Genomic DNA, 22,980 nt, shown 5'->3' with positions numbered 1-22,980 from the left:
TACTCTCAACCCTGAAAGAGATGGTTGTCCTCATCGTTTTGAGCTTCTCTGTTGCCTATGTAATTTCACCGCTTCTTGAATGGCTGGAAAAGAGAGGGGTATCAAGACATGTAAGTGTCTTATTTGTCGGGATAGCCATTCTCTTTGCTGCAATCATTGCTTGTGCGACGACTATTCCGACACTACTGAGGGAATATCGCCTACTCATCAATAACTTTCCGAGTTACATGGATTCTGCGCGAGAACGCGTGGTGCCGATCATCGGAATTATTTCGCCGTACTTGCCACAAGCCTGGGTTGAAGCGATTGATTCAGGAAGTATCTCTTCATTGCTTGCTCTGAATGAAAATATTCCAAAAAGAGTTGTTGAGGCGCTTTGGAATACGCTTCTGGGTGGATATAATCTTACGCTGTCTCTCGTGAATGCGTTTATATTTCCATTCGTTGTGTATTACATCGCAATCGACCGGCACCGTCTCTACGATGGCTTTCTTTCTTGGATACCTTTTCTTCAAAGAAAGAAGGCAGCCTTAATGCTGAATGAGATTAATGAACAAGTGTCCGCGTATGTGCGAGGACAGCTACTTGTTGGGTTCATTATGTTCCTGCTTTTTTCAATTGGGCTTGGCTTTATGGGGGTTGAGCTGTGGTTGTTAGTGGCATTTATTAGTGGATTTGGGAATCTGGTTCCGTATGTAGGCTCCATAGTTGGTGTGTTACTTGCCACTATCATGGCTTTGGTTACGTATGGAACCTTTACCTCTGTTTTATCGGTGTGGGGGTTGTACGCAGTTGTTCAGATGCTGGAGGGAACATTCATTACCCCCCGTGTCATTGGAGGAACGCTTGGTCTTTCACCTCTTGTGGTCATATTGGCATTAATTGCTGGAGGTAGTCTCCTGGGTCTCCTTGGAATATTCTTGGCGGTGCCTACCGTTGCGGCACTCAAGGTCATCATTCGCCATCTACACATCTGGCTAATGAATAAAGCGGATATCTAGAGAGGACAAGCTATGTCTGAGAGTCTAGATCTGGAGAGTATCAGAGGATTACTTGAGCTTGCCATTGCTGAGGACCTTCCATCTGGCGATGTTACATCACAGAGTGTCGGTATTACTAACCAGTCTGCCCACGGAGAGATTCGAGTTAAACAGGACGCCGTAGTATGCGGACTTCCCGTCTTGAATGAATTAGCGAGATTGATGGGAAGAAGTCTTGTTGTAGATGCAAAGGTAGTAGATGGCACAGAGGTCTGTTCTGGTACTCTTGTGGCTTCATGTGCCGGTGACTTGGGCGATCTTCTTGCTTTCGAGCGAACGGCTCTTAACTTTCTTCAACATCTCTCAGGAATCGCTACGCATGTGCGAAGTCTGGTAGCTCAGGTGCATCATGTAGAACTGTTTGACACGCGGAAGACCACCCCAGGATATCGTGAACTTGAGAAGTATGCTGTTCGGATAGGGGGTGGAAGGAATCACCGAATGTCGCTCTCTGACCAAGTCCTGATCAAGGATAATCACGTCGATGGAGTTAGGAAGACGGGAGGAGAGCTTGTTAGGCAGGCTCGTAGTGTGGCTCCCAAAGGAGTTTTGATTGAGATCGAGGTAAGGCACTTTGAGGAACTTGAAGAGGTTCTCCACAATCGCCCAGATGTTATTCTCTTGGATAATATGGCTCAAGAGAGCTTAGAAAAGTCGATAGCGTATATCCGTACTCATGATCACAGCATTCCAATTGAGATCTCCGGGAATATTACCAAGGAGCGCTTCGAAGAGCTCGAAAATCTCGCGAGAGACTATAAGAATCTGCGTGCATCAATGGGCAGTCTCACATACGGGGCTGGATGGATTGACTTCTCGTTGATCATTCAGATGCAAAGCTTATAGAGAATGAAGTAGAAGATGAGAATTACGAGAGCTGAAAAAGAAGCGCGCCATGGATTTGAGGCTGAAGCTCGCGTTACTTCGCCTGCATGTGAGTTTTATTGGGAGCCTGAATGTGATTCAACGATGGATGAAGCGAAGTGTCTTGTGCGTCAAGGAGTAGCGCTTCCTTTTTTGTATGGAGTTGATTTCCAGAGAAGTGGCAGAGGTAGGAAAGGACATGCTTGGGAACATGTTGGGAATAGCCTTGCTATTACGATAGCGCTCGATTCGTTCATACATGCCCATGCGTGTACAGGGCTCTCTCTCGTGGTAGGCATGTCAATCGTTAAGGTGTTACATCGCTACGGTATAGAGCTTCAGTTGAAATGGCCGAATGACCTGCTTGATAGTGAATCATACAAAAAGATTGGAGGCATACTCGTTGAGTTAATAGAGTTCGAGCAGCAGCAGGTGCCCCTCGTTGGAGTTGGCCTCAATTTCGGTGATACGCCAAAGGACGTGCCAGAGGCGGGAGCTCTCCAGATAGAGGCTTCTGGTCCTACTTTTGCAGGTGAGCTGACAGCAGGACTGCTTACAGACGTAGAGCGTTTTCGAGAGAGTGGATTTGCTCCGTTAAGGAATGAATTTATAAAATGCCTCGCATTTGTTGGGGAGTCCATTGAGTTCTTTGTCGGAGATGAGCATCATGAAGGAGTTTTCAAGGGAATCAGCGCTGAGGGCTGGCTTGTTGTAGAAGAGGATGGCCAAGAACAAGCCTATCATACGGCAGAATATCTTCGAAGGAGAGAGCATGTTGCTGGCATTTGATATAGGCAATACAAGTACGGTAGTTGGCTGCTTCCATGGAAAGGAGTTGCGTACCGTTGTGCGGATTAGAACGTGTCAAGAAAGGACCGTTGATGAGTATGCCTCTATTCTTTTTCCCGCATTGGAGCGTCGTTTAGGACAAGAAGTGCAATTTGATTCTGCAATCATATCGAGTGTCGTGCCTCCAGTTGTCCCCTATATGGTCTCGGTATTAAAAAACGAGCTAGATATTGAGCCGCTTCTTGTTGGTCCAGGGATTAAGACGGGTATGCCAATAAGAACCAAGGACCCGTCTGCAGTGGGTGCAGATAGAATTGTGAATGCAGTTGCGGTACGTGAGAAGTATCAATGCCCTGCCGTCGTTATTGATTTTGGTACTGCAACGAGCTTCGATGTGATCTCAGGTGAGGGGGACTATCTTGGGGGAATTATCGCACCAGGAGTCCAGATCTCTCTGGATGCATTAGTTGGAAAAACAGCCAAGCTGCCAAGAATTCAGATTCATCCCCCTGAACAGGTTATTGGTAATGATACTGAGTCAGCGATGCGCTCAGGCGTCGTATTGGGATACCAGTGTTTAGTCGAAGGGTTGATTGAAAAACTGAGAGAAGAGCTTGGTGAGATTTCGACAGTTGTTGCTACTGGTGGTTACGGACAGCTCTTTGCCGATAGGCTTTCAACTATCGATATTTTTGAACCAGATCTTACGTTAAACGGACTGCGTCTGATTGCTGATAAGAATCTTGAGAGGTGCTAGCGGCAATTATACTTTCCTTGTCCTGAGAAACTGCAGAAGATTCTTTGAGTGTTTTGCAAGAGATGAAACAAATGCCCGTTTTCGTCTCCAATCTCCAGCAGGCTCGGCTGGAAAACCAAGATAATCACCAGCGTGCCTCAGTTTTCTTGTGACTCCAGATTGAGAGCCCACACGAACCTTATCAGATATCTCAACGTGATCCGCCACACCGCTCTGTCCACCGAGCACTACTTGATTTCCTACCGTAGAGCTTCCTCCGACACCTACCTGAGCGCAGAGCATACTATGAGAGCCGATAGTGACGTTGTGACCAACCTGCACAAGATTGTCGAGCTTCGTTCCAGTAGCGATGCGTGTTTCTCCAAAGGTTGCTCGATCAACACACGCATTGGCACCGATATCAACCCGATCTCCCAGGCGAACAATCCCAAGTTGTGGAACTTCCGCTATGCCAAGTTTCTGATCAGGAACATAGCCGAAGCCATCAGAGCCGATAGTAGCACCATTCTGCAAATAGCAATCATTTCCTATGATAGAATCTTCGCGAATAGTGACTCTCGTATGAAGCGTGCATCGTTCACCGATTGTTACATCATTATAGATCACGACATGGGGGAAAATAGTTGTACCTTCTCCGATGGAAACATTATCTCCAATTACTGAGTATGCACCGATAGTCACAGAGGAGCCAATCGAGACGTTTTCTCCAACAAACGCAGTCGGGTGAATAGCACTAGCCTGAGATATCTCGCGTTGAAAAAAGCATGGTATCAGCGCTAGAAAGCTTTCATAGGGAAACTGGGAAGAGAAAATGTTAACACCTCTGAGCTCCTCAAGTATCTCAATGCCTTCTATAGCAGCTGGATGGAGGATTACTCCATGCACTTCTGAATCACGGATCAGAGTGATATCTCTTGATGAAAGTTGTTTTGATTTTGAAAAGTAGATCAACGTTTGGGGTTTCGGATCATTAAACGCCGACAATCCGTGAACTGGTTTTTCCGCATCGTGCACTATTGAGAAACGAAGCTCGGAGCGCCCGCTCATTGAGGAGCTAATCTCAGTGGCAGTCAGGGAAATGTCTTTTAATGGGGAAAAGATACGCATCGCCTAACAGATTCATGCCTATCGGCTATACGGTCAAGTAGTCCGGGGAAAATAAGTGAAAAAGCGAGGTAATTCGGGATATGGGGGAGAAAATCGACGCCCCCACTCTAGATGGGGACGTCCCTGACCTGATGAAAGTCCTCGAAGTGGTTGTGCCTAGGGAAGCTCGAAAGCAATTGGGAGGTTATCACATCCAAAGCTTCAACACCTTCATCACAAGAGTTAGGATCGCTCTGATTTGCCTGAAGGGCAACGGCTGCAATTAAGAATCCAAGTTTCACCTAGTGATTTGCGCAATATGCTCATGGGGTCTCGGAAATCATTGCACTATTCGTCCGAAGTCCATCGAACTATTAAAATGCTTACGCCATAGAGTAAGAGGAGCGGCCCTGCCATAAGAAACTGTGTCAGAATATCAGGCGGAGTAAGGATTGCCGAAATAACAAAAGCTCCAACAATAGCATACCGAGCATAGCTCGTGAGGGTTGCCGAAGTGATCAGTCCGAGTTTGCCGAGAAAAAATGCGAGAATTGGTATTTGAAATATAAGGCCAAATCCGAGCATGGCTTTCAAGAACATACTGAGATACTCACTGATTCGTATGGTAGGAGTTATTGTTCCAAGTGACTCATACTGTGCTCTGAAGAACTCAAGAGCATACGGAAGCACAATCAAGAAGCAGAAAGCGGTTCCCAGCGAAAAAAGCAGTGATGAGCCGGCTACGAAGGGAAGTGCCAACCGCTTTTCTTTCTCAAGTAAACCTGGACAAATAAAGAGCCACAGTTGATAAAAAATTATAGGAGTAGCTACTATAATACCGCAAAATAGGCTGAGTTTCAGTCTCAATATGAACGCTTCAGCCGGACCAGTACCAATCAGTTCAGCATCGCCAAAATAGGCAGCATAGGGAGCGGTAATCCACTGAAAAACCTCTCCACTAAAAGACCAACATCCTATTGTAGTTCCTCCAATTGCGAGCGCCGCATAAAGAATCCGTTTTCTAAGCTCTGCAAGGTGATCCCAAAATGATAAGTCTTGAGGCTCATGATCAAGCGAGGCACTTTCTGCTTTGCTGTGCGTCTGAGGATCTTCTATGGGTTGCTGTGCGGTGCTCATGTAGAACTCTTGTCCTCACTAGGCGTATCTAGAGCATCAGTAGCCTGTTGAGAAGCTTGTCGGACCTCTTCGGTAATCTCGCTTTTCACGGTCATGAGAGATGTTTTCGCCTTCGTAATGTCTTGTGAAATCTCTTTCGCTGGAGTGTACATGGTGTTGTACAGTTCTCGGCGCATGGCATCGGTTTGATTTCGAAACTTTCCAAAAAAGTGAGCAGCCTTTTTCGTTGCCTCGGGCATACGCTCGGGCCCCACAACAAGGAGGAGCACGATACAGATAATAGTTATTTCGGGGAGGCTAATTCCAAACATAATGCAGGCATTTCACTCTTTCATGTCATCGTCACTCTACTCTAGTTACGGTAAAAAGCATAACGAAATGCCGACTTTAGCGGTATGTTGGCAGAAAAAGATTGATTGTATGGGGTAAAGGCGCTTGTTAGTCCTTCTGAATTTTCAACAGCGCTACATGTTGATACGCGAGTAAGGAGGGCCACAGCTTCATAAGCTGTAAACGAGCTCGAGAGAACGTATGAAAGGCTCGATTATCAGTGAGATATCTTGGAAGAATAAGTTCTAGGGGCTCAATGGTCCCAGAGGTTTCGATGACGGCACTCTGCGGTAGAGCACGAAGAAGTTGGTGAAAGCGCCTTCGCGAGAAGAACTGGAGATGCGTGCGGTCGAGGGGGCCTCGCTCCATGTACTCGAAGTAGCCGAAGGCCATCATAAGACGGATTGCCAAATGTGTGATGTTTGGAACCGAGATGAGCACCAGGGCATCGGGGGCAAGTCGAGGTTCGAGCCTTGTTAAGAACTCGAACGGATTGGCCATGTGTTCCAGTACGTCAAGGAGTAAGACACAATCAAAAGATATCTCCTGTGGGAGTTCCTCAACACTGGGTGTAATACGCTCGTAGAGCGGAGCGAGTTTTTCCCTCGTATTCGGATCAATCTCAACGGCACACCTTCTCTCAACTCCCCGATCTTTCAGGAATTGGCCAGCAATACCGCTACCGGGCCCAATATCAAGCACCACACTATTTTCTTGGATTGATTCAAGGTGTTTGAAAGCCCAGGTATGGCTTGAGCCAAAGAATGGCTTCGCTTCGTATCGTTCAAAGGGGTCTCGAGACATACACCAGATGCTGAGCTATTCAGGAGGAACATTCAACACCCCTATGGTATATTTCATGGGAAACTTGACCCATTCGCTGCTTCTTTCCATATTGAAGGAGAATAACTCTGTTCGGAGTCGCACTATGTATAATCGAAAGCTCCATTTTCATTTCACTGGTATTGGCGGTAGTGGAATGAGTGGAATTGCAGAGATTCTCCTCAATAACGGATATGCAGTATCTGGCTCAGATATTTCAATAGGGGCTTCGTGTACGAGATTGCAGGGGCTTGGTATCGAGATCGTTCGTGGTCATGCCGCTTCGCACGTCCCAGAGAGTGCTTCTCTTGTAGTGTACTCATCAGCGGTATCACTTGATAATCCTGAATTAGAGGAGGCACGACGTCGTAAAATTCCAGTGGTGAAACGAGCCGAGGTTCTCGCTGAGCTCATGCGATTGAAGTTCGGTGTTGCCGTTGCAGGGGCCCATGGAAAAACATCTACAACGAGTCTGATCGGTTGGATTTTTGAGCATGCAGGGCTCGATCCCACTGTGGTTATTGGGGGACAAGTAAAACAACGGCATTCAGGCGGTCGAAAGGGAGATGGAGATTTTCTCATTGCAGAGGCTGATGAGAGTGATCGCTCATTTCTTCTGCTTAAGCCAGCCGTTGCACTTGTCACAAATATCGATCGTGAACACATGGATGCTTACGAATCAGAGGAAGATCTTCAACAAGCGTTTGAACAGTTTATTGGCTCAGTTCCTTTTTATGGGCTCGCGGTTCTCTGCATTGATGATCCGTATCTCGAGACTCTTTCCAAATCATTTCCCCGTCGGATTGTGACCTACGGCTTTTCAAATGATGCAGAGATACGGGGCGAGGTTCAATCAGTTGATGTTGAGGGAACTCGCTTGAAAGTCTTTGTGGGTGGTGAATCGTGGCTGTCAGTCAAGTTACCAATGATTGGACGGCATTTTGCACAGAATGCTTTGGGCGCGATTGCGGTTGCCTTGGAGTTTGGTCTTTCAGCGGAACAGGTTCAGGGAGGATTAGAAACATTTCCAGGAGTGGAGCGGCGTTTAGAGCCTCTTGGATCGGTGCAGGGAGCACTCTGTTTTAGTGATTATGGGCACCATCCAGTCGAGATTCAAGAGACCTTACGCGCGCTTCGTGAGGGTTTTCATGAGACAGGGAGGAAAATCCGGGTGATTTTTCAACCGCACCGGTATTCACGAACAGAACAAAGCTATTCCGAGTTCTGTGAGTGTTTTACCGATTGTGATGAGCTGTGGGTGACCGAAATTTATGCAGCGGGTGAAGCACCGCGTGCTGGGCTCTGTGGGGAGAAGTTCGCTGGTGATATCCAACATGTGAACGTGAATTTTCTTGAAAATCTCAACGAAGCGTTAGAGGCACTTTTCGAAACGTTCTCAAGCAAGGATCTTGTTTTGTTCCTAGGAGCAGGCTCGATTGGAATTCGGGGGGCACATTTGGTGACCGAGAAAGGTGTCGAGAGAGATGCTGCATGAGCCGAGATAACACAGATATCACCTCGATACCGCTTAGCAATGAACTACAAAACGCAGGGATTCAGTTGCGGCGGGGGGTATCAGCCCGTGATCTCACTACTATGCGGGTAGGAGGGGCTATTCGTGAACTTTATTTGGTGCCTTCCGTCGAGGCACTACACACTCTTCTCAAGCATCAATCTTTGGTTGATACCGAGAGCCCCTTTCTACAAGCCCTCGGAGCGGGAAGTAACTCGCTTTTTCCTGATGAAGAGTTCGTCTCCCCACTCGTACGTCTTATGGGTGATTTTAAGAGTTTTTCAGAGACTGAAGACGGCGGTACATTTCGGGTTGGCAGCGCAGTCGGGTTGATGAGATTTGCTCGCGTGGCGAGCGAAGCTGGCTATGCAGGCCTTGAATTTGCTGGTGGTATCCCTGCGACATTTGGGGGTGCTATCCGAATGAATGCTGGTGCGCATGGCGGAGAGCTTGGTGACCTCATAGAGAGTGTACGGGTTATCCTTCCTGACGCAGAGGTGCACACATTCTCCAGGCATCAGCTTGAGTTCCATTATCGCTCGTGCTCGCTTCCTGCTGAATCTATCATTTTAGATGCTGTAATTAAGCTAGCAAAATCGGATCGGGTGCGAGTGCAGGAGCGTCTTGTAAAAAACTTGGAATATCGGAAAAAGACTCAACCACTCTCGCTTCCGAGTTTTGGCTCAACCTTTAGAAATCCTTTGCGTAGCACTGAAGATGACAGTGGGGGGCAGAGTGCGGGAGAGCTTGTTGAACTGGCAGGTTTAAAGGGAGAGCGTTACGGAGGAGCAGAAATCTCAGCTCTTCACGCAAATTGGATTGTGAATCCCTCTCGAACGGCCACCGCGAAAGATATTCGCAGTCTGATGGTCCAAATCCAAAGAGAGGTAAGAGAACGTAGCGGGGTTGATTTGGAGCCGGAAGTAATCGATTGGGCGGCAAGAGATGTCGTTCCCCACGGGATTCGCGAATGATTTACATCTCATTCTTGCCAGAAATGATAGGGTCAGGGAGAATCTGATCGGTAAGCGTCAGAGCTTCATTGATGAAGGAAAGCTGGTGAGATACGTCGGGAATCGAGTAAGAGACATAGGAAGCTTTCTTGCTGGTTGTTTTCTTGTGATTGTTTTGTTGGGTGTTATTCCTGCTTTCTTTTCTCATAGTGGATTGCCAATCTTCTCAGTTTCAATGATCAAGTCTCGGTTTGCCTCTGTTATGCATGATCGAGAGGTGCTCCTTCCGGCGGAGCTTCTTCCATTTCGAGAGATTGTCGAAGAGCACCTTCCATGGGAAGAGTCTAACTTGTCTTGGGTCCTTGCTCCCTCTACATTACAAGATGCTCTTTCCTCCATTCCTTTGCTCCGTTCTCCACGCGTGAAGCGGTGTCATTGGTTTAGTTTTTCTTGTTTCCAGATTCTTTCTGACATTCGTGAGCCAGTGGCATCTGTGCGACTTGGGGAAAAGCAATGGCTAGTAGACTCCGGTGCTGAGTTTCTACTCCCGATTACCGAGAATATATCAATGCCGAGTTTGCCTGAAATACAGGGTCTTGAGCCTTATGAACACTCACCAGACAGGCTTCGAAAGGCCACAGCAAGGCTTTTAACCATAGTGAAGTCGTTTCGCGAACCTCAACAAAAAGGTGAGTCGGTTTCTCACATCCATTTTCTCGATGAAGAAGAGATACGAATAATGCTTTCAGGGGCAAGTTCTCCAACGGTAGTCATTACAGCGCAGCAACTGAGTCTGGAGCGTTTGGCACAATTAGGTGAACGAATGCAGGTAGTTCTGGACCTTGAGGCCTTACGAGGACGCAGTAATGCTGTCATCGATTTGCGATATAGTGGTATGGCGGTTGTGCAAGGGGCGGACCCAAGCATCGCGGGGTAATCATATCTGATATCAGGCAGTTGTGAATTTAAAACAATGCTTGTTTTTCGGGGTTGTCGAGAATACCGTAGCACAGGATATTAGGGAGGTGCTGAAGTTTTGCATGGAATGCAGAAATTCGCCCGAACGTGGGCTTCAACAAAACATGGGCTTCAACAAATTGAGAGCCTAAACACATTTGGGAATTATCTGTTTGGTTTACGAATGGCTAGCTCTGTAAGAGGATCGGACCTGAAATGAAGAGCAAGGGAAGATATATCGCTGGACTTGATGTTGGCACCTCGTTTGTTCGAGTGATTGTAGTCGAGCATGGGTTGTCTGGTGAGTTGAAGCTTCTTGGGGTGGGGGAGGTTCCATCAAGGGGTTTGCGTAAGGGTGTTGTTATTAACATTGAGGCAACCGTAGCCGCTATAGGAGAGGCCTTGGAGCAGGCAGAGGCAATGGCAGGGGTTAAAGTTACTTCGGTCTATGCGTCGATTTCTGGTGCTCATTTGAAGGGCTTTCAGAGTAATGGAATTGTTGGCATCCGGGGGAAAGAGGTTTCACTCTATGATATTGAGAGAGTGATGGATGCAGCAAGAGCTGTAGCGATACCGATGGATCGCGAGGTCCTGCACGTTCTGCCTCAGGAGTATATCATTGATGATCAAGATGGAATCCGTGAGCCGATTGGAATGTCAGGAGTCAGGTTAGAGGCACGCGCTCATATGATTACTGGTGCAATTGCGAGTGCGCAGAATATCGTCAAGTGTGCGAACCGATGTGGTCTTACGGTCAAGGATATTGTAGCAAGCACCCTGGCTGCTGGTAGTTCCGTGGTTGCAAAAGAGGAGCAAGAGCTCGGTGCATGTCTCATTGATCTCGGAGGTGGCACCACGGATGTTACCGTCTATTTTGGCGGTTCGGTTCAGCATACGGCGGTTATCTCTGTCGGAGGGGCGCATATCACGAATGATATAGCAGCAGGGCTCAGGACTCCGATAGCTGCTGCTGAGAAGATTAAGTGCGAGTTTGGGTCAGCGATAAAAAACGCATCTCGTGATCATGAAACTATTGAAGTGAGCTCAACGGGAGGTCGTCCTCCTCGTTTACTTTCTCGGTTAGTGCTGGCTGAGATTATCGAGCCGCGGGTGCGTGAGCTGTTAGAGCTCGTGAGAGAGGACCTGGAAGATGCTGGGGTTTTAGACATTATCGCGAGTGGTATCATTCTTACGGGTGGAACAGCAAATCTTGACGGTGTTGTTGAGCTTGCTGAGCAGGTATTTGAGTTGCCAGTAAGAACGGGTAAGCCGTTCGGCTTGTCCGGTGTGAAAGAGATGATTGAGCAGCCGGAATTCTCAACTGCAGTGGGGCTTGTTGTTCATGGAGCACGGGCAGTGAAGATTCGCTCATTCGGCGAGAATCAAGGTTTCTTTCGTCGTACTGTTAACCGGGTCTCTCAGTTTTTTGTTGAGCACTTCTAGCCCCAAGAGGGCAGAGGGGTAACGAGTGAAAGTTTGATCGTGAACTCGTTTCCAAACTCTTTTCTTTACTTTCGATTTTTTTTGCTTTAAATAACTAAAAGTTAGCGTTTTGTTAAGGGCAATGCCCCTCTGGACTTACAGCGGGAAAGCGCATGGGCACCTGATATTGCTAGGAAATATAATAGGTTATAGAGCTCTTCCTTCCCTTCTGGGGGCGCCTCCTGAGGGATGCTCCGCTGGTGTGGTTATCGCCGCGGAGTTTGTGCTCAAGGGGGGAGATGTGGTGAGATTCTCCTCGATAGAAGAGAGATAGTGAACAACATCGGGATCTTGCGAGTTTGATGTTGCGTTTGTTCTCAAATGTGGTTTTATTTCAGGCTCGTGATTTCCGACAGGGCAGTATATTTGTTTGAACCAAACTGGATGTTTGAACCAAACTGGTCAAACGTATATAAGGCTAGAGAAATTGAAATCTCAGCTACGGTCAAAATTATAACAGCGAAGGCTTGATACGAAGACAAGCAAAAGAAGAAAAGCAAGGAAGAAAAGCTATGAGCAGTGAAGAAATGATGGATCGCCTCAGAGACAGTAAAGCATACATCAAAGTCTTTGGTATTGGTGGTGCGGGTGTGAATGCCGTGAATAACATGATTGACAGCGGACTCGATGGAGTAGAGTTCTTCGCTGCTAATACCGACGCACAAGCGCTTGCTTCTAGTAAAGCTCCGAACAAGCTTCAAATTGGTCAAGAGATTACGAAAGGTCTTGGTGCTGGAGCAGACCCGGATGTTGGTCAGGCTGCTGCTCAAGAAAGTGAAGAGGAAATCCGCAAGTCGCTTCAAGGAGCTGACATGGTCTTCATCACTGCTGGACTCGGTGGTGGAACAGGAACGCTTGGTTCCTCAGTTGTTGCAAGAATTGCAAAAGAGCTTGGATGTTTAACCGTTGGTGTGGTGACGAAGCCTTTCGTTTTCGAAGGAAAGCGTCGAATGAAGAACGCAGAGCGGGGTATGGCTGAGCTAGCTGGTCAAGTAGACACGCTCATTACCATACCAAATCAGCGATTGCTGTCGGTTGCTGGCCGGAACACCTCGTTACTTGATACGTTCCGAAAAGCTGACGACATTCTTTATCAAGCAGTAAAAGGTATCAGTGACCTCATCTTCTTTGAAGGGCTTGTGAACGTCGACTTTGCTGACGTAAGGGCGGTGATGTCTGAAATGGGCATGGCTATGATGGGTACTGGCGAGGGTGTCGGGGATAACCGGGCTATCGAAGCAGCTGAGAAAGCTATATCAAGCCCACTTCTCGAAGATATCTCAATTCATGGTGCTCGCGGGGTGTTGATAAATGTTACGGCCTCTCCAGATGTTACCTTGCAGGAAGTCAATGAGGCTGCAGAACTCATCCATGCGGAAGCAGATGAGAATGCGAACATTATTTGGGGAATGGTCATTGATCCAGAGGCTCAAGACAGAGTGCGCGTTACCGTGATCGCTACTGGTTTTGGCATTCCGTTGGAAGATGGAGTTGAGATCTCAAAGAGCAGTATGTTAACTGGAGGACGGGCTGCAGGTCGGTCTCCTCTAGCGACAAGTGCTGAGATCTCATCAACGCGAAGCGGAAAAGAGAGTGGGTCTTCAGACGTCATCCGTTTGAAGAAATTGCCTGTTCTCTCGAGCGCTGAAGATCAGGAAAAGTACGAGATACCAACCTTCCTTCGGAAGCAGGCTGACTAATTCACTCGCGGGTAGTCAGTTTGACTATAGAAGAGCTCTTACAAGACGTGGCTATGCGTTTTGTAAGGGCTCTTCTCGTTTTCCCCTACTGCTTGAAGCGACCAATTTGATTGTATACGGAATCGATGTCGTAGAGTTCCTTTAGCTCGTTCAACGATAGATGTTCCAGACCTGGGTAGTAGTTTTGAATAGCAAAACACTTGTATAGCTCGATTCTGGCAGTGGCTCGCGCATAGGCTCTGGCTCTTCGAGCTTCAAGAATGGGTGCAAGCGCAGTGGACCAGAGCAGTGATAGGCCAGCAAGAAGGCAAAATATTCCGATCATAGTGTTTCCCTCTACTAGCGATAACGGCTATTTTAGGAAAATGCTTAAGTAATTTTTTTAGTTTCTTGCTGATGAGAAATTTAAAAGAATAATCGAAAAAGGGGTTCAATGAAGAAATATCTCCACTATACGATTAGGTTTGAAGATGGCGAGGTCTTTGATTCGAGTGATGCGTGGGGCGGACCCTTGTCATTTGATGAAGTCGGAGAGGCATTTCCGGATCAGATTCTAGATTCAATAGCAACCCTTCAGCCAGGCGAAGAAACATCTCTGACTCTTCAAGCCGAAGAGGCATATGGAATGCGAGATGAAGAGCTCGTGTTTTCGGTAGAACGAGCAAAGCTTCCAGAGGATATGGCTCTTGATGCGGGTTCTATTTTTAATATCACGCTCGATGAAGACGAGGACTTGCTGTGTGTTGTAATTGACTCCGATGAAGAGACTGTGACGCTTGATGCGAATCACCCGCTGGCTGGTCATGTAGTGAGTTTTCAATTGCGACTTGAAGAGAGGTCCGATAGCAATTAGAGATCTGTATTTGCTCGATAGGGAGTCAAATGATCAAGGAAAAACAGAATGGCACATCTTGTCTGGTTCCGATCTGATCTAAGAGTTTCTGATAATACTGCTTTAGCAGAGGCCACCCGATCGTTTAGTGAGGGAGATGTATACGGGGTCTTTTTTATCTCTCTGGCGCAATGGCGAGAGCATGACTGGGGGAATCCGAAGATTGCATTTGTCCTTCGGTGTATAGATTCACTTCAGAAAAATCTGAAAGAGCTTGGTATTCCTCTATTCTTATTCGTAGAGGAGTGGTTTGAGGATATCCCATCGAGCATCAGTGCACTGTCACAGGCACTAGGGGCCACAGATGTTTATGCGAATCGAGAGTATGAGGTTAATGAACAGAAACGAGATGGGCTTGTAGAAGAGAGCTTAAAAGGGATTGGTATTCGGCTTCATCTCTTTCATGATCAAACATGTATTCCGCCTGATGAGCCTGCCCTGAGAACTTCTACTGGTTCTCCGTATACGGTATTCTCACCATTCAAGAAAAAATTTATTGACCTGTTTTATTCCCGACCAAAGCATGTATTGAGTCGGCCTCCGAAGTGCTCATGGCCAAAAAAGATTCCGACGCTTCCAAAGACTCTCGCGAATGTCGCTGAGCTTGATTTTGACAGCACGCTTTTTGCTCTTGAATGGCCAGGGGGCGAGCGTGATGGATTGAGGCGTCTCAAAAACTTCTCGAAATCTGGATTAGAGGATTACGCCACTCAGAGAGATTATCCAGCTCTTGATAATGGTACGAGTGGATTGTCAGCATATTTGGCAGTAGGCGCAATATCGCCAAGAACGTGTTTGGCTGCTGCTATTCGTGAAAATCATGGTGAACTGACCCTGGCGAAAAATGGCGCTATGACGTGGGCATCTGAGTTGATTTGGCGAGAGTTCTACCGTCATGTTCTTGTTCATCATGAGCGAATTTGCCGTTACCATGCTTTTAAGCAGAAGGTTGATCGTGAGGTGCAGTGGAGGTACGACGAACAGGACTTCGAAGCATGGTCTACAGGAAGAACTGGATATCCATTAGTGGATGCTGCAATGCGTCAGCTACTTTCGACTGGATGGATGCACAATCGCCTCAGGATGGTAGTTGCGATGTTTTTAACAAAGCACCTGCTCATTGACTGGAGGTGGGGAGAGCGCTTCTTCAATCAACATCTCATTGATGCGGATTTTGCAAGTAACAACGGGGGTTGGCAGTGGAGTTCATCAACTGGAACCGACGCCCAACCATATTTTCGAATTTTCAATCCGTATTCACAGAGTGAAAAATTTGATGGGCAAGGAGAGTTTATTCGCAAATATTGCCCAGAGCTTTCGTCTCTTGCTGGAAAAGCTATTCATCATCCATCTGAGGCGCAATGTAATGAACTCGGTTACCCTCTTCCGATAGTTGAGCATCGGGCAGGTCGGGAGAGAGCGCTTGACGCATTTAAGCGTTAATTTACGTATCCCTGAACCTCTATATTCGCCATCTCCTGTTCGGAATGTCCGAGGGGATAGCGAGTATAATAGAGCTCGCGCAACATACGGCGCGTCCTTTCCCAGCATTTACAATAGCGGGTTCATGCTAGGTATTAATGGCAGCTTTCTTTTTCTGACTTTGCACTATCTGAAGAAGCTTGCTCACTTTTCCCGCAAGCGCATTTTTTCTCGCCACACTTCTCGCAAGCATGTGAACAGTCATGGCCTTTGCACTCTCCACTATCGCATTCACAGTTTTCTTTCCCCTCACAAGCACAGGCATGTGAGTCAGCATATGCACTATTTTCAGATGAGATAACTGGGGAAATGAAGACAAACGCCAAAATCCCTAGTAGGCAAGTGCACAGGGGCAGAAGGCTGCGGTTGATCTTTTCTTGTCGATACATGACAACTCCTAAACGAGATGAGTTTATAAATATGTTCACTCGAGACTCATAGAAGAGAATCGGATGTTCCCAAGTAGGATCGCATGAGGTGAACTCAAGGCGCAAGTCAAAGCTGCTACGTGGGAATCGTGCGTAAATTCCCCCTTGAGCATTACATCCAACTTTTTTACCTACTCTTCTATAGTCGAACGAATGGCACTTCTTAGAACGTAGCTTCGCTTGGCCTCATCTGTGACCTCTACGAGGTTGTCATAAAGGGTTGAATCTATGAGGAGAGCGCCCAGGGTGCCTCCTCCTTTTGCCAGGGCGGTTGTTGCCTCATCAAGATTGCTCACCACTCGCTCGATTCGCATGCCGAGTGTTTCTCCCTCGGGACTTACAGGCGTATATATGAGCTCGTTCAGCACCCCATCTCCGCTTTCTATTTGCTGAAGTGTCTTGTGTAATGAGCTAGCTGCTAATGACACCTCTCTTAGTGTTCCAGCGAGCCACAAGTTTTTATCAGAATCGCTCGGTTCAAATATAAGGTCGTGAAGCAGTCCATCGCCGTCTTCAATGGCGTTGATAATTCGTTCAAGTTTCTGACTGGCTTTTGAGAAGTTATCAAGAATAGCTCCTGAATTTTGGTCAGAGAATAAGAGTTCATGAAAGAGTCCATTCCCTTCAGTGAGCGCCGAAGTTATCTCACGAGTATTTGACAGGGTAATCTTTAAATTCTCAGCTGACTCTTTCTGAAAGTCTCGCAGCACTTCGTCAAGGGTATTAGATAGTGAAGTAACATTCTGCGCGATGGTTCCAGCAGTATGTAATATATCGGCAATGTCACCACCATTTTGAGATTGAAAGTGTCCCCCGGGCTCTAAGAGTTCGGACTCTGCTCCATGGGAAATACTGACATAGCGATCCCCCAGTAGCCCTTGGCTGGCAATTGCGGTTCGAGAGCTCGTTCTCAGGCGTGAACGATAGCGTGAATTTATATCAAGTGTTACATATACGAGTGAATCGGAAGTTGTTTCGCCAAAATCTATCGATCGCACGCTACCGACTGTTATCCCTCCCAGTCGCACTGGAGCCCCTTCTTTCAAGCCCTTCACATCAGGGAATGAAGTGAAATAGTAATCGGAGCTAGAAAAGATATGCTTCTCACGTCCGAGTGCGAAGATAGTAATTGCCACGAGTGAGATTGTCAGAAGAATGAAAATGCCTGCCTGGAACTCTTGGTTGTGCTTCATATTTCTTTTTTCCATTTACCAGTAATGAAATTCTGGAGAAGAATATTATTTGTTTCAAGCTCTTTCGCTAAACCGTCTGCTTGGAGTGCTTGTTCGGCGTATAGCATCCATCGCTGAGCAATTTTGCGAGCGCTCTCGATATCGTGAGTAACGGTCATAGTTGTCATGTTCGAATCATCATTCAGTCGAATGATAAGTTCTTCAATTTGACGAGCTGATGTCGGATCGAGTCCTGTAGTTGGCTCATCGAAGAGGAGGAGAGTCGGTTGAGGAGCGAGTGCTCTTGCGAGACCAATCCGTTTCTTTTGTCCGCCAGAGAGTTCGCTAGGGAATTGTCGACGTTTGGATTCAAGTCCCACCATCTGTAGGGATTCAATAACTCTATTCTCGAGCATCTCTTCGTCAGTGTGCCCTTGAGCTCGGAGAGGATAAGCTACGTTCTCGAATACAGAGAGCGAATCAAACAGCGCGGCGCCCTGAAAAAGAAATCCTATCTGAGAGCGTACCTTGATGAGTCGCTCTTCAGGCATGTGGCTGACTTCTTCCCCGAATACGTGAATGCGGCCTTTGGTAGGTTGAAGGAGGCCAACCATTAACTTCAGTAATACAGTTTTTCCTGTTCCGCTTGGTCCTAGCAAGGCTACGGATTCACCCGTTTGCACTGTGAATGAAATATCTTTGTGGATAACCTCATCTCGGAATTCCATTGTAACGTTTTCAAATTGAGTTGCGATGATGTTCTGCATCATAATTTTTATATCCAGCACTTCGTTACATGGCGAGAAATAGCTTGGTGAGGAAAAAGTCTGTAATAAAAATAATTATACTTCCAATTACCACAGTTTTTGTAGTCGTTTGTCCGACCCCGACGGTACCCCCAGTTGTTCTTATGCCATTGAAGCAGGCAAGTAGCACAACTAAAGCCCCAAATACGGAACTTTTTACTAATCCGTCGGTGAAGTCTCGAATCGTTACGGTAGATATCAGTGAGGAGTAGTAGAGGTGTCCAGAAATATCGAGTTCAAGAACTGAGATGAGGAATCCGCCATATATTCCGAGTAAGTCAGCAAATATTACAAGTCCAGGAAGGGCAATCAGGGCGGCCAGGACTCGTGGTGTCACGAGCTGACGTATAGGATTTGCACCAAGGCATCGCATTGCATCAATTTGTTCGGTTACCGCAAGAGTTCCAATCTCCGCAGCTATTCCAGCTCCCACTCTCCCGCATACCATGAGTGAAGAAAGTACGGGTCCAAGTTCTCGTGACAGGGCAATTCCTACGATATTTCCGACATAGTTTTTGGCTCCAAATCGTTCCATTGCAAACGCGGTCTGTAAGGCAAGCACCATACCGGTAAAGAGTGCAGTTAAAAGAACGATGGGCAGCGATAGTGTGCCGATCTGTACAATATGCCGACACAGTTCTTGACGTCCAACCCCTGAGCGAAGAAAGTCCTTAGCAACTTCAGCCCCAAAGAGAAAGTATCCGCCAATCTCCTCAATAGCACGTTTCATGGATTCGCTCCTCCTGAGTCGGGAGCAGCCGAATCTTTCCCATGCTTATTCCAAGGAGGTAGGTCTTGAAGCGCTGTAAAGAGCAGCTTTTCAATCTGCTCGTTGTGCAGCCAGGGAGCGTCTGACTTGATCCAGAATGCCTGCTCAATGAGGCACTCATCAAAAAACTGCGAAAAGATAAGACTTCGTATTGATTTGCCGTCAAGTGAGGCGGTAACGCGAATAAGGCTCATACCCTGGGGCACCCACTTCCGTGTCGCAGCGGCAGAGAGTTCAACGCGTTGAAAGCCACTGAAGAGTTGGCGAGCAAGTGCGGCCTGCCTAGCTGAGGTTTGACGCAGCCCACAGCTTTCTATCCCAACTGAGTGTACGTCGAATGAGACATTCTTGTTGTCTGTAAACTTCTTCTTGAGTACTTGAAATTCTCCTTGGTCCAAAATGTCCCATCCTGAGGGTCTCTCTTGTTCTTGCATGGAATCAATTGATGTTTGAAGTTCCTCGGTATATCTCGGAACCGAAGCTATGCGTGAGCATCCGATTAGGGAACAGAGTGATAACACGAAGATGGTGTGTGCCCATTTGCAAGGGTGAGGACAGAAATGAAGGGGTGCTATTGCTATCCTTCGCCGAGAACGGAAAGTAGGGGAAAATTGCTCCAAACGGGCAGCCCATTCCCGCGTTCTTGTCAAGTTGCGAAATGTATTGAACAAAGTGAGATGTTTCATAGAATGACTATACACTGCACGCTTTAAATTTTTCGAAAAAACACGATTTTACCGAGTCCGTAACGTATTTTGAGCATCTTTCTACTTGATGGATTCTACATGTTCCTGTCGAATACAACAGTCAGGAAAATTGTAGAGCAGTTGGGGTCTGGAGGGCTATGATTGAATTACGACAAGTTGCTAAAGTCTACCCGCCTCAGCAAACTGCGTTGAATGGCGTCTCGCTTACAATTCAACCTGGTGAATTCACCTGCATCGCCGGCGCTAGTGGAGCCGGAAAGAGCACTCTCCTTCGTATTTTATTCGGTGCGGAAGTCCCTACCGGAGGAAACGCTCGGGTAGTTGGTAGAGATATGGCTCATTTGCCGCACCAGCAACTTCCAAGTTTTCGACGAGACGTTGGGTTTGTTTTTCAAGATTACAAATTGTTGCCAACCCGCACTGTTCTGGAGAACGTGACATTTCCTCTGGAGGTTCAGGGCTATTCTGAGCAGGTTCGTAGCTCTATGGGACTTCGAATGCTTGAGACGGTGGGCCTCGTTGGAGAAGCCCATCGGTTGCCAGAGAGCCTTTCAGGGGGAGAACAGCAGCGAGTAGCCGTCTTACGAGCGCTCATCCACCGCCCTCATCTCATTCTCGCAGACGAGCCAACTGGTAACCTTGATCCTGGGATGACTGCTACGGTGTTTCGCTTACTCGAGGAAGCAAACCGTCAGGGAATTACTATTGTGGTAGCGAGTCACGATTTAGCGCTGATTGAGCAAATGGGATTTCGTACCATCGTGCTCGACCGGGGTAAGGTCGTGGGTGATTTTGCGCGTAGGGAGAAAAGACTATGAGTCTCAGTCGGGATGCACATACTCGCGGTGTTGCCTCACAGGGCGATGGTACTGAGGCGGGTTCTGGTGTGACGTTTCTCTCTGAAAGGCGGGTCGTTGAGAATTTAGAGTCGCTGAATTTGCAGGAGTTATGGCGCCAGTTGGAGGATGCACCGCGTCTTGGTGTACTGGGGTACGGAAAGCTCTTCTTCTCTTATGTGGTTGGCGGTATCCATCGCAATATTGTGGGTACCCTTGCCATCATACTTCTGACGGCACTGGCGGTATTTCTATGCGGAACACTACTATTGGCGACGAAGCCGCTTGCTGAGATCTTGTTTGCGGAAGATTTAAGAATTCCTATAAAGGTTTATCTCGCGCCATCTGAAAGCGAGGAGACTTCTCGTGAAATTGTTGGAAGGCTCTTGGCAGATTTTCCTGAAGTAGAACGCGTTGAGTTTGTTAGTGGGACTGAGGCCTTAAACAATTTGCGGGATAAGCTAGGGGGAGACCACCCGCTCTTTGAGGGTCTTGATCCCCTCCAGAAGACAAAAAACGCGGTTCAACCCAAGGGGGGAGATCCTCAGGTTGATAGAGAGGAGTTTCATCCACTGCCGAGTCGCTTTCTTGTGACGGTCCGAACTGGCTACTCAAAGGTAGAGGTCTTTGAAAAGATTCAAGAGGAGTTTCTGAGTGTTCGAGAAGTTGAAAAGGTTCGATATCAATCAGAGATTGTGCAACAGCTTCAGCGACTCTCCTCATTGCTCTCGCGGATAGGCTCTCTTTTCGCCGTTGGTGCTTTCGCTTCAGCAGTGCTGATCGTGATTGTGGCCATGCACCTTCGATTTCTGTTGCGTGCTCGGGAGGTAGGAGTCATGAAGTTAGTGGGCGCAACGCATTCTTTCATGGTGCTCCCGCTCTATTTCGAGGCGTTTCTATCGGTGCTTGCAGCGGTAGGGGTTGGTTTAATCTTTCTTTGGTGGGCTGAGCTCCGTCTTTATGAGGAAGTAAGTATGTTACTCCCTCGACTTGAGTACAGAACAGATCTTTTCTCCTTGTCGTGGCTCACTAAGGCGGGGATTTCTTGTGCAGCACTTTTAACCGCTTTGTTTGGGACTTGGTTCTCTGTGTCGCTTTTTCAAAGGGAGCGTTAGTGGAGAGTCGTGTCCTTTCGTTTCGAGATGTCGTGCAGGCTTTCGGTCTAATGCTCTTTCTGTTTTCAGGGGGATCCGTTTTCTTCGGAGTATCTACGGGTCACTGTGAGCGAATACAGGAGCGATTAGCTGCATTGCAAGAATCTTCCGCAGAGATGCATACTCAGATTTCTCTTTTGAGGAAGCAGTTGTCGTCTGCGAGACGGAAATTATCAGGGCTTTTGAGCCAAAAGAATCGACTCCTCAAGCAAGAGCAGGTTTTGCAAGAACAGTTAGCATCAGTCGAGTTGCATCTTGATGAGATTGAATCTGATATCGATACCCTAGAAATTTTAGCAACCTCTTATCAAGAACGGAAACTTAGGCGATTGCAGGTGCTGGATGAATTTGAGCTTTCTGATGAGCTTGCCCGAGCGGTTGGTCGTAGTGCTGAGGAGATTGATTATGATGATTTCTTCCTGTTGGCATCACGAATGCAGCAGGAAGAAAATGAGCTAGTAGTTCGTTCAAGAGATTCGCTTCGAAACCTGAAAAATGCTCAGAACGCCGAGATGCGGCTCTTTAAGAGACAGAAGAGCCTACATCAGGATATTCAGAGAGAGCAGCTAGCACTTGCAGAAGTACTGAGAAAGAAGCAGCGTCAAGAACAGGAGCTCCGCGAAAAGGAGCGGGAGCTGCGTCAGAAAGCAATTGGTCTTCAAGCAGAGTTGCTGCGAGTCGAGTCTGTGTTGGCAAGTCTCTCGAGCGATCGCAGTGATCGCTCAAGAGATAGCACTCCTGCTTCTGAAGAAGATAGTCTCGCAGCAAGGGCTGTAAAGTTGCGCCCACAGTTTCGTGCGGAGTCTTTAGCTGCTCCTGTGGTCGGAACGATGGCACAACTTTTTCGGCGTTCTCGGCCTGGCGATCCCTATAGGAATGGAATCTTGTTTCAGGTGGAGGAAGATCAGCAAGAGAAAGGGGTTACTGCTATTGCGGACGGCGTGGTTACTTTTCGTGGCAGGCTTCCTTTTTTTGGCGAGAGTCTGATCGTGGAGCATGGTCCGGATGAGTTTAGTCTGTACGGACACGTGTTACATCAAACCGCAGCCTTATCCCAGCAAATACGGCGGGGTGAGAAAATCGCCGAGCTTGAATCCGATGGGAGGCTTTATTTGGAGTTGAGAAAGCGGGGTAAATCGATTGATCCTGAGCCTCTTTTCCAAGAGAAAAGAGGGAGGGGGTGAGCTGTCCCTCGCGATATTACTTTTTCAGTTATATGTCGCAGAGAGTCAGATTTTTTTTGAGTTTGTCCCTATGCTTCATTGGCTGCTAGAGTGGTAGAGAGTTTGTAGGGGAATACCTGA

The 22,980-nt window shown here is 47.4% G+C and carries 25 protein-coding genes; 15 read left to right on the top strand and 10 right to left on the bottom strand.

Annotated elements, in window-relative coordinates; genetic code table 11:
• Positions 1 to 11: 11 nt before the first annotated feature.
• Genes EBR25_08610 through EBR25_08595 form a run of 4 tightly spaced genes read left to right on the top strand, consistent with a single transcriptional unit; the run spans position 12 to position 3,450 of the window.
• Positions 12 to 1,001 carry an AI-2E family transporter gene (locus EBR25_08610; GenBank protein NBW41050.1) on the top strand — a complete coding sequence of 330 codons (990 nt, stop codon included), beginning with the start codon at positions 12 to 14 and terminating at the stop codon, positions 999 to 1,001.
• Between the two features lie 12 nt (positions 1,002 to 1,013).
• Positions 1,014 to 1,886: a carboxylating nicotinate-nucleotide diphosphorylase gene (gene nadC / locus EBR25_08605; protein NBW41049.1), complete on the top strand. Its 873-nt coding sequence runs from the start codon at positions 1,014 to 1,016 to the stop codon at positions 1,884 to 1,886.
• A 15-nt stretch (positions 1,887 to 1,901) separates the two neighbouring features.
• Positions 1,902 to 2,693 carry a biotin--[acetyl-CoA-carboxylase] ligase gene (locus tag EBR25_08600; GenBank protein NBW41048.1) on the top strand — a complete coding sequence of 264 codons (792 nt, stop codon included), beginning with the start codon at positions 1,902 to 1,904 and terminating at the stop codon, positions 2,691 to 2,693.
• Positions 2,626 to 3,450 carry a type III pantothenate kinase gene (locus EBR25_08595; protein NBW41047.1) on the top strand — a complete coding sequence of 275 codons (825 nt, stop codon included), beginning with the start codon at positions 2,626 to 2,628 and terminating at the stop codon, positions 3,448 to 3,450. The genes EBR25_08600 and EBR25_08595 overlap by 68 nt, the downstream gene beginning before the upstream one ends.
• Positions 3,451 to 3,456: 6 nt before the next feature.
• On the opposite strand, the gene lpxD is transcribed toward EBR25_08595, so the two are convergent.
• Positions 3,457 to 4,557, bottom strand: coding sequence for a UDP-3-O-(3-hydroxymyristoyl)glucosamine N-acyltransferase (gene lpxD / locus EBR25_08590; GenBank protein ID NBW41046.1), 1,101 nt, complete (start codon positions 4,555 to 4,557; stop codon positions 3,457 to 3,459).
• Positions 4,558 to 4,637: 80 nt separating this feature from the next.
• Between lpxD and EBR25_08585 the strand changes: the two genes are divergently transcribed.
• Positions 4,638 to 4,823, top strand: coding sequence for a hypothetical protein (locus EBR25_08585; protein ID NBW41045.1), 186 nt, complete (start codon positions 4,638 to 4,640; stop codon positions 4,821 to 4,823).
• 61 nt (positions 4,824 to 4,884) lie between these two features.
• Here EBR25_08585 and tatC read toward each other — a convergent pair whose 3' ends face one another.
• From tatC to EBR25_08570, 3 genes are all read right to left on the bottom strand, one after another.
• Complete coding sequence (tatC, locus tag EBR25_08580) at positions 4,885 to 5,673, bottom strand: twin-arginine translocase subunit TatC (GenBank protein NBW41044.1); 789 nt, start codon at positions 5,671 to 5,673, stop codon at positions 4,885 to 4,887.
• Positions 5,670 to 5,984, bottom strand: a complete 315-nt coding sequence (locus tag EBR25_08575; GenBank protein NBW41043.1) for a hypothetical protein — start codon at positions 5,982 to 5,984, stop codon at positions 5,670 to 5,672. The genes tatC and EBR25_08575 overlap by 4 nt, the downstream gene beginning before the upstream one ends.
• Positions 5,985 to 6,111: 127 nt before the next feature.
• The gene (locus EBR25_08570; protein ID NBW41042.1) at positions 6,112 to 6,807 is read right to left on the bottom strand and encodes a class I SAM-dependent methyltransferase; all 696 of its coding nucleotides are present in this window, start codon (positions 6,805 to 6,807) and stop codon (positions 6,112 to 6,114) included.
• 124 nt (positions 6,808 to 6,931) lie between these two features.
• On the opposite strand from EBR25_08570, the gene EBR25_08565 reads away from it, so the two are divergent.
• The 5 genes from EBR25_08565 (at position 6,932) to ftsZ (ending at position 13,430) form a co-directional block, all read left to right on the top strand.
• Positions 6,932 to 8,320 (top strand): UDP-N-acetylmuramate--L-alanine ligase, encoded by a 1,389-nt coding sequence (locus tag EBR25_08565; protein ID NBW41041.1) that lies wholly within the window; start codon positions 6,932 to 6,934, stop codon positions 8,318 to 8,320.
• The gene (gene murB, locus EBR25_08560; protein ID NBW41040.1) at positions 8,317 to 9,312 is read left to right on the top strand and encodes a UDP-N-acetylmuramate dehydrogenase; all 996 of its coding nucleotides are present in this window, start codon (positions 8,317 to 8,319) and stop codon (positions 9,310 to 9,312) included. Before EBR25_08565 ends, murB begins: the two co-directional genes overlap by 4 nt.
• A complete protein-coding gene (locus EBR25_08555) occupies positions 9,284 to 10,228 on the top strand; it encodes a hypothetical protein (GenBank protein ID NBW41039.1) in 945 nt (314 codons plus the stop codon). Before murB ends, EBR25_08555 begins: the two co-directional genes overlap by 29 nt.
• Before the next feature lie 236 nt (positions 10,229 to 10,464).
• Positions 10,465 to 11,691 (top strand): cell division protein FtsA, encoded by a 1,227-nt coding sequence (gene ftsA, locus EBR25_08550; GenBank protein ID NBW41038.1) that lies wholly within the window; start codon positions 10,465 to 10,467, stop codon positions 11,689 to 11,691.
• Positions 11,692 to 12,260: 569 nt separating this feature from the next.
• Positions 12,261 to 13,430 (top strand): cell division protein FtsZ, encoded by a 1,170-nt coding sequence (gene ftsZ, locus EBR25_08545; GenBank protein ID NBW41037.1) that lies wholly within the window; start codon positions 12,261 to 12,263, stop codon positions 13,428 to 13,430.
• A gap of 85 nt (positions 13,431 to 13,515) precedes the next feature.
• Here ftsZ and EBR25_08540 read toward each other — a convergent pair whose 3' ends face one another.
• On the bottom strand, positions 13,516 to 13,755 hold the full coding sequence (locus EBR25_08540) for a hypothetical protein (protein NBW41036.1): 240 nt from the start codon (positions 13,753 to 13,755) through the stop codon (positions 13,516 to 13,518).
• Positions 13,756 to 13,863: 108 nt separating this feature from the next.
• Here EBR25_08540 and EBR25_08535 point away from each other — a divergent pair, with 108 nt between their 5' ends.
• Together EBR25_08535 and EBR25_08530 are read left to right on the top strand one after the other, a co-directional pair.
• The gene (locus EBR25_08535) at positions 13,864 to 14,283 is read left to right on the top strand and encodes a peptidylprolyl isomerase (GenBank protein ID NBW41035.1); all 420 of its coding nucleotides are present in this window, start codon (positions 13,864 to 13,866) and stop codon (positions 14,281 to 14,283) included.
• Positions 14,284 to 14,331: 48 nt separating this feature from the next.
• Positions 14,332 to 15,765, top strand: coding sequence for a deoxyribodipyrimidine photo-lyase (locus tag EBR25_08530; protein NBW41034.1), 1,434 nt, complete (start codon positions 14,332 to 14,334; stop codon positions 15,763 to 15,765).
• Between the two features lie 127 nt (positions 15,766 to 15,892).
• On the opposite strand, the gene EBR25_08525 is transcribed toward EBR25_08530, so the two are convergent.
• The 5 genes from EBR25_08525 to EBR25_08505 all read right to left on the bottom strand — a co-directional run bounded on the left by EBR25_08525 (position 15,893) and on the right by EBR25_08505 (position 19,413).
• On the bottom strand, positions 15,893 to 16,081 hold the full coding sequence (locus EBR25_08525; GenBank protein ID NBW41033.1) for a hypothetical protein: 189 nt from the start codon (positions 16,079 to 16,081) through the stop codon (positions 15,893 to 15,895).
• 282 nt (positions 16,082 to 16,363) lie between these two features.
• The gene (locus EBR25_08520; protein ID NBW41032.1) at positions 16,364 to 17,440 is read right to left on the bottom strand and encodes an MCE family protein; all 1,077 of its coding nucleotides are present in this window, start codon (positions 17,438 to 17,440) and stop codon (positions 16,364 to 16,366) included.
• Positions 17,422 to 18,174 (bottom strand): ATP-binding cassette domain-containing protein, encoded by a 753-nt coding sequence (locus EBR25_08515; protein ID NBW41031.1) that lies wholly within the window; start codon positions 18,172 to 18,174, stop codon positions 17,422 to 17,424. The genes EBR25_08520 and EBR25_08515 overlap by 19 nt, the downstream gene beginning before the upstream one ends.
• A gap of 22 nt (positions 18,175 to 18,196) precedes the next feature.
• Positions 18,197 to 18,940 (bottom strand): ABC transporter permease, encoded by a 744-nt coding sequence (locus tag EBR25_08510; GenBank protein ID NBW41030.1) that lies wholly within the window; start codon positions 18,938 to 18,940, stop codon positions 18,197 to 18,199.
• Positions 18,937 to 19,413 carry a hypothetical protein gene (locus EBR25_08505; protein ID NBW41029.1) on the bottom strand — a complete coding sequence of 159 codons (477 nt, stop codon included), beginning with the start codon at positions 19,411 to 19,413 and terminating at the stop codon, positions 18,937 to 18,939. Before EBR25_08505 ends, EBR25_08510 begins: the two co-directional genes overlap by 4 nt.
• 410 nt (positions 19,414 to 19,823) lie before the next feature.
• Here EBR25_08505 and EBR25_08500 point away from each other — a divergent pair, with 410 nt between their 5' ends.
• From EBR25_08500 to EBR25_08490, 3 genes are read left to right on the top strand one after another with little or no spacing between them, the layout of a single operon-like run.
• Positions 19,824 to 20,504 carry an ATP-binding cassette domain-containing protein gene (locus EBR25_08500; protein NBW41028.1) on the top strand — a complete coding sequence of 227 codons (681 nt, stop codon included), beginning with the start codon at positions 19,824 to 19,826 and terminating at the stop codon, positions 20,502 to 20,504.
• Positions 20,501 to 21,637 carry an FtsX-like permease family protein gene (locus EBR25_08495; GenBank protein NBW41027.1) on the top strand — a complete coding sequence of 379 codons (1,137 nt, stop codon included), beginning with the start codon at positions 20,501 to 20,503 and terminating at the stop codon, positions 21,635 to 21,637. Before EBR25_08500 ends, EBR25_08495 begins: the two co-directional genes overlap by 4 nt.
• Positions 21,637 to 22,860: a hypothetical protein gene (locus EBR25_08490; protein ID NBW41026.1), complete on the top strand. Its 1,224-nt coding sequence runs from the start codon at positions 21,637 to 21,639 to the stop codon at positions 22,858 to 22,860. The genes EBR25_08495 and EBR25_08490 overlap by 1 nt, the downstream gene beginning before the upstream one ends.
• Positions 22,861 to 22,980 lie beyond the last annotated feature (120 nt).

The organism is bacterium (assembly GCA_009926305.1).
Classification (GTDB): domain Bacteria; phylum Bdellovibrionota_C; class UBA2361; order UBA2361; family RFPC01; genus RFPC01.
The sequence above is the reverse complement of the archived record's forward strand: the minus strand, read 5'-3'. Positions and strand labels throughout refer to the sequence as shown.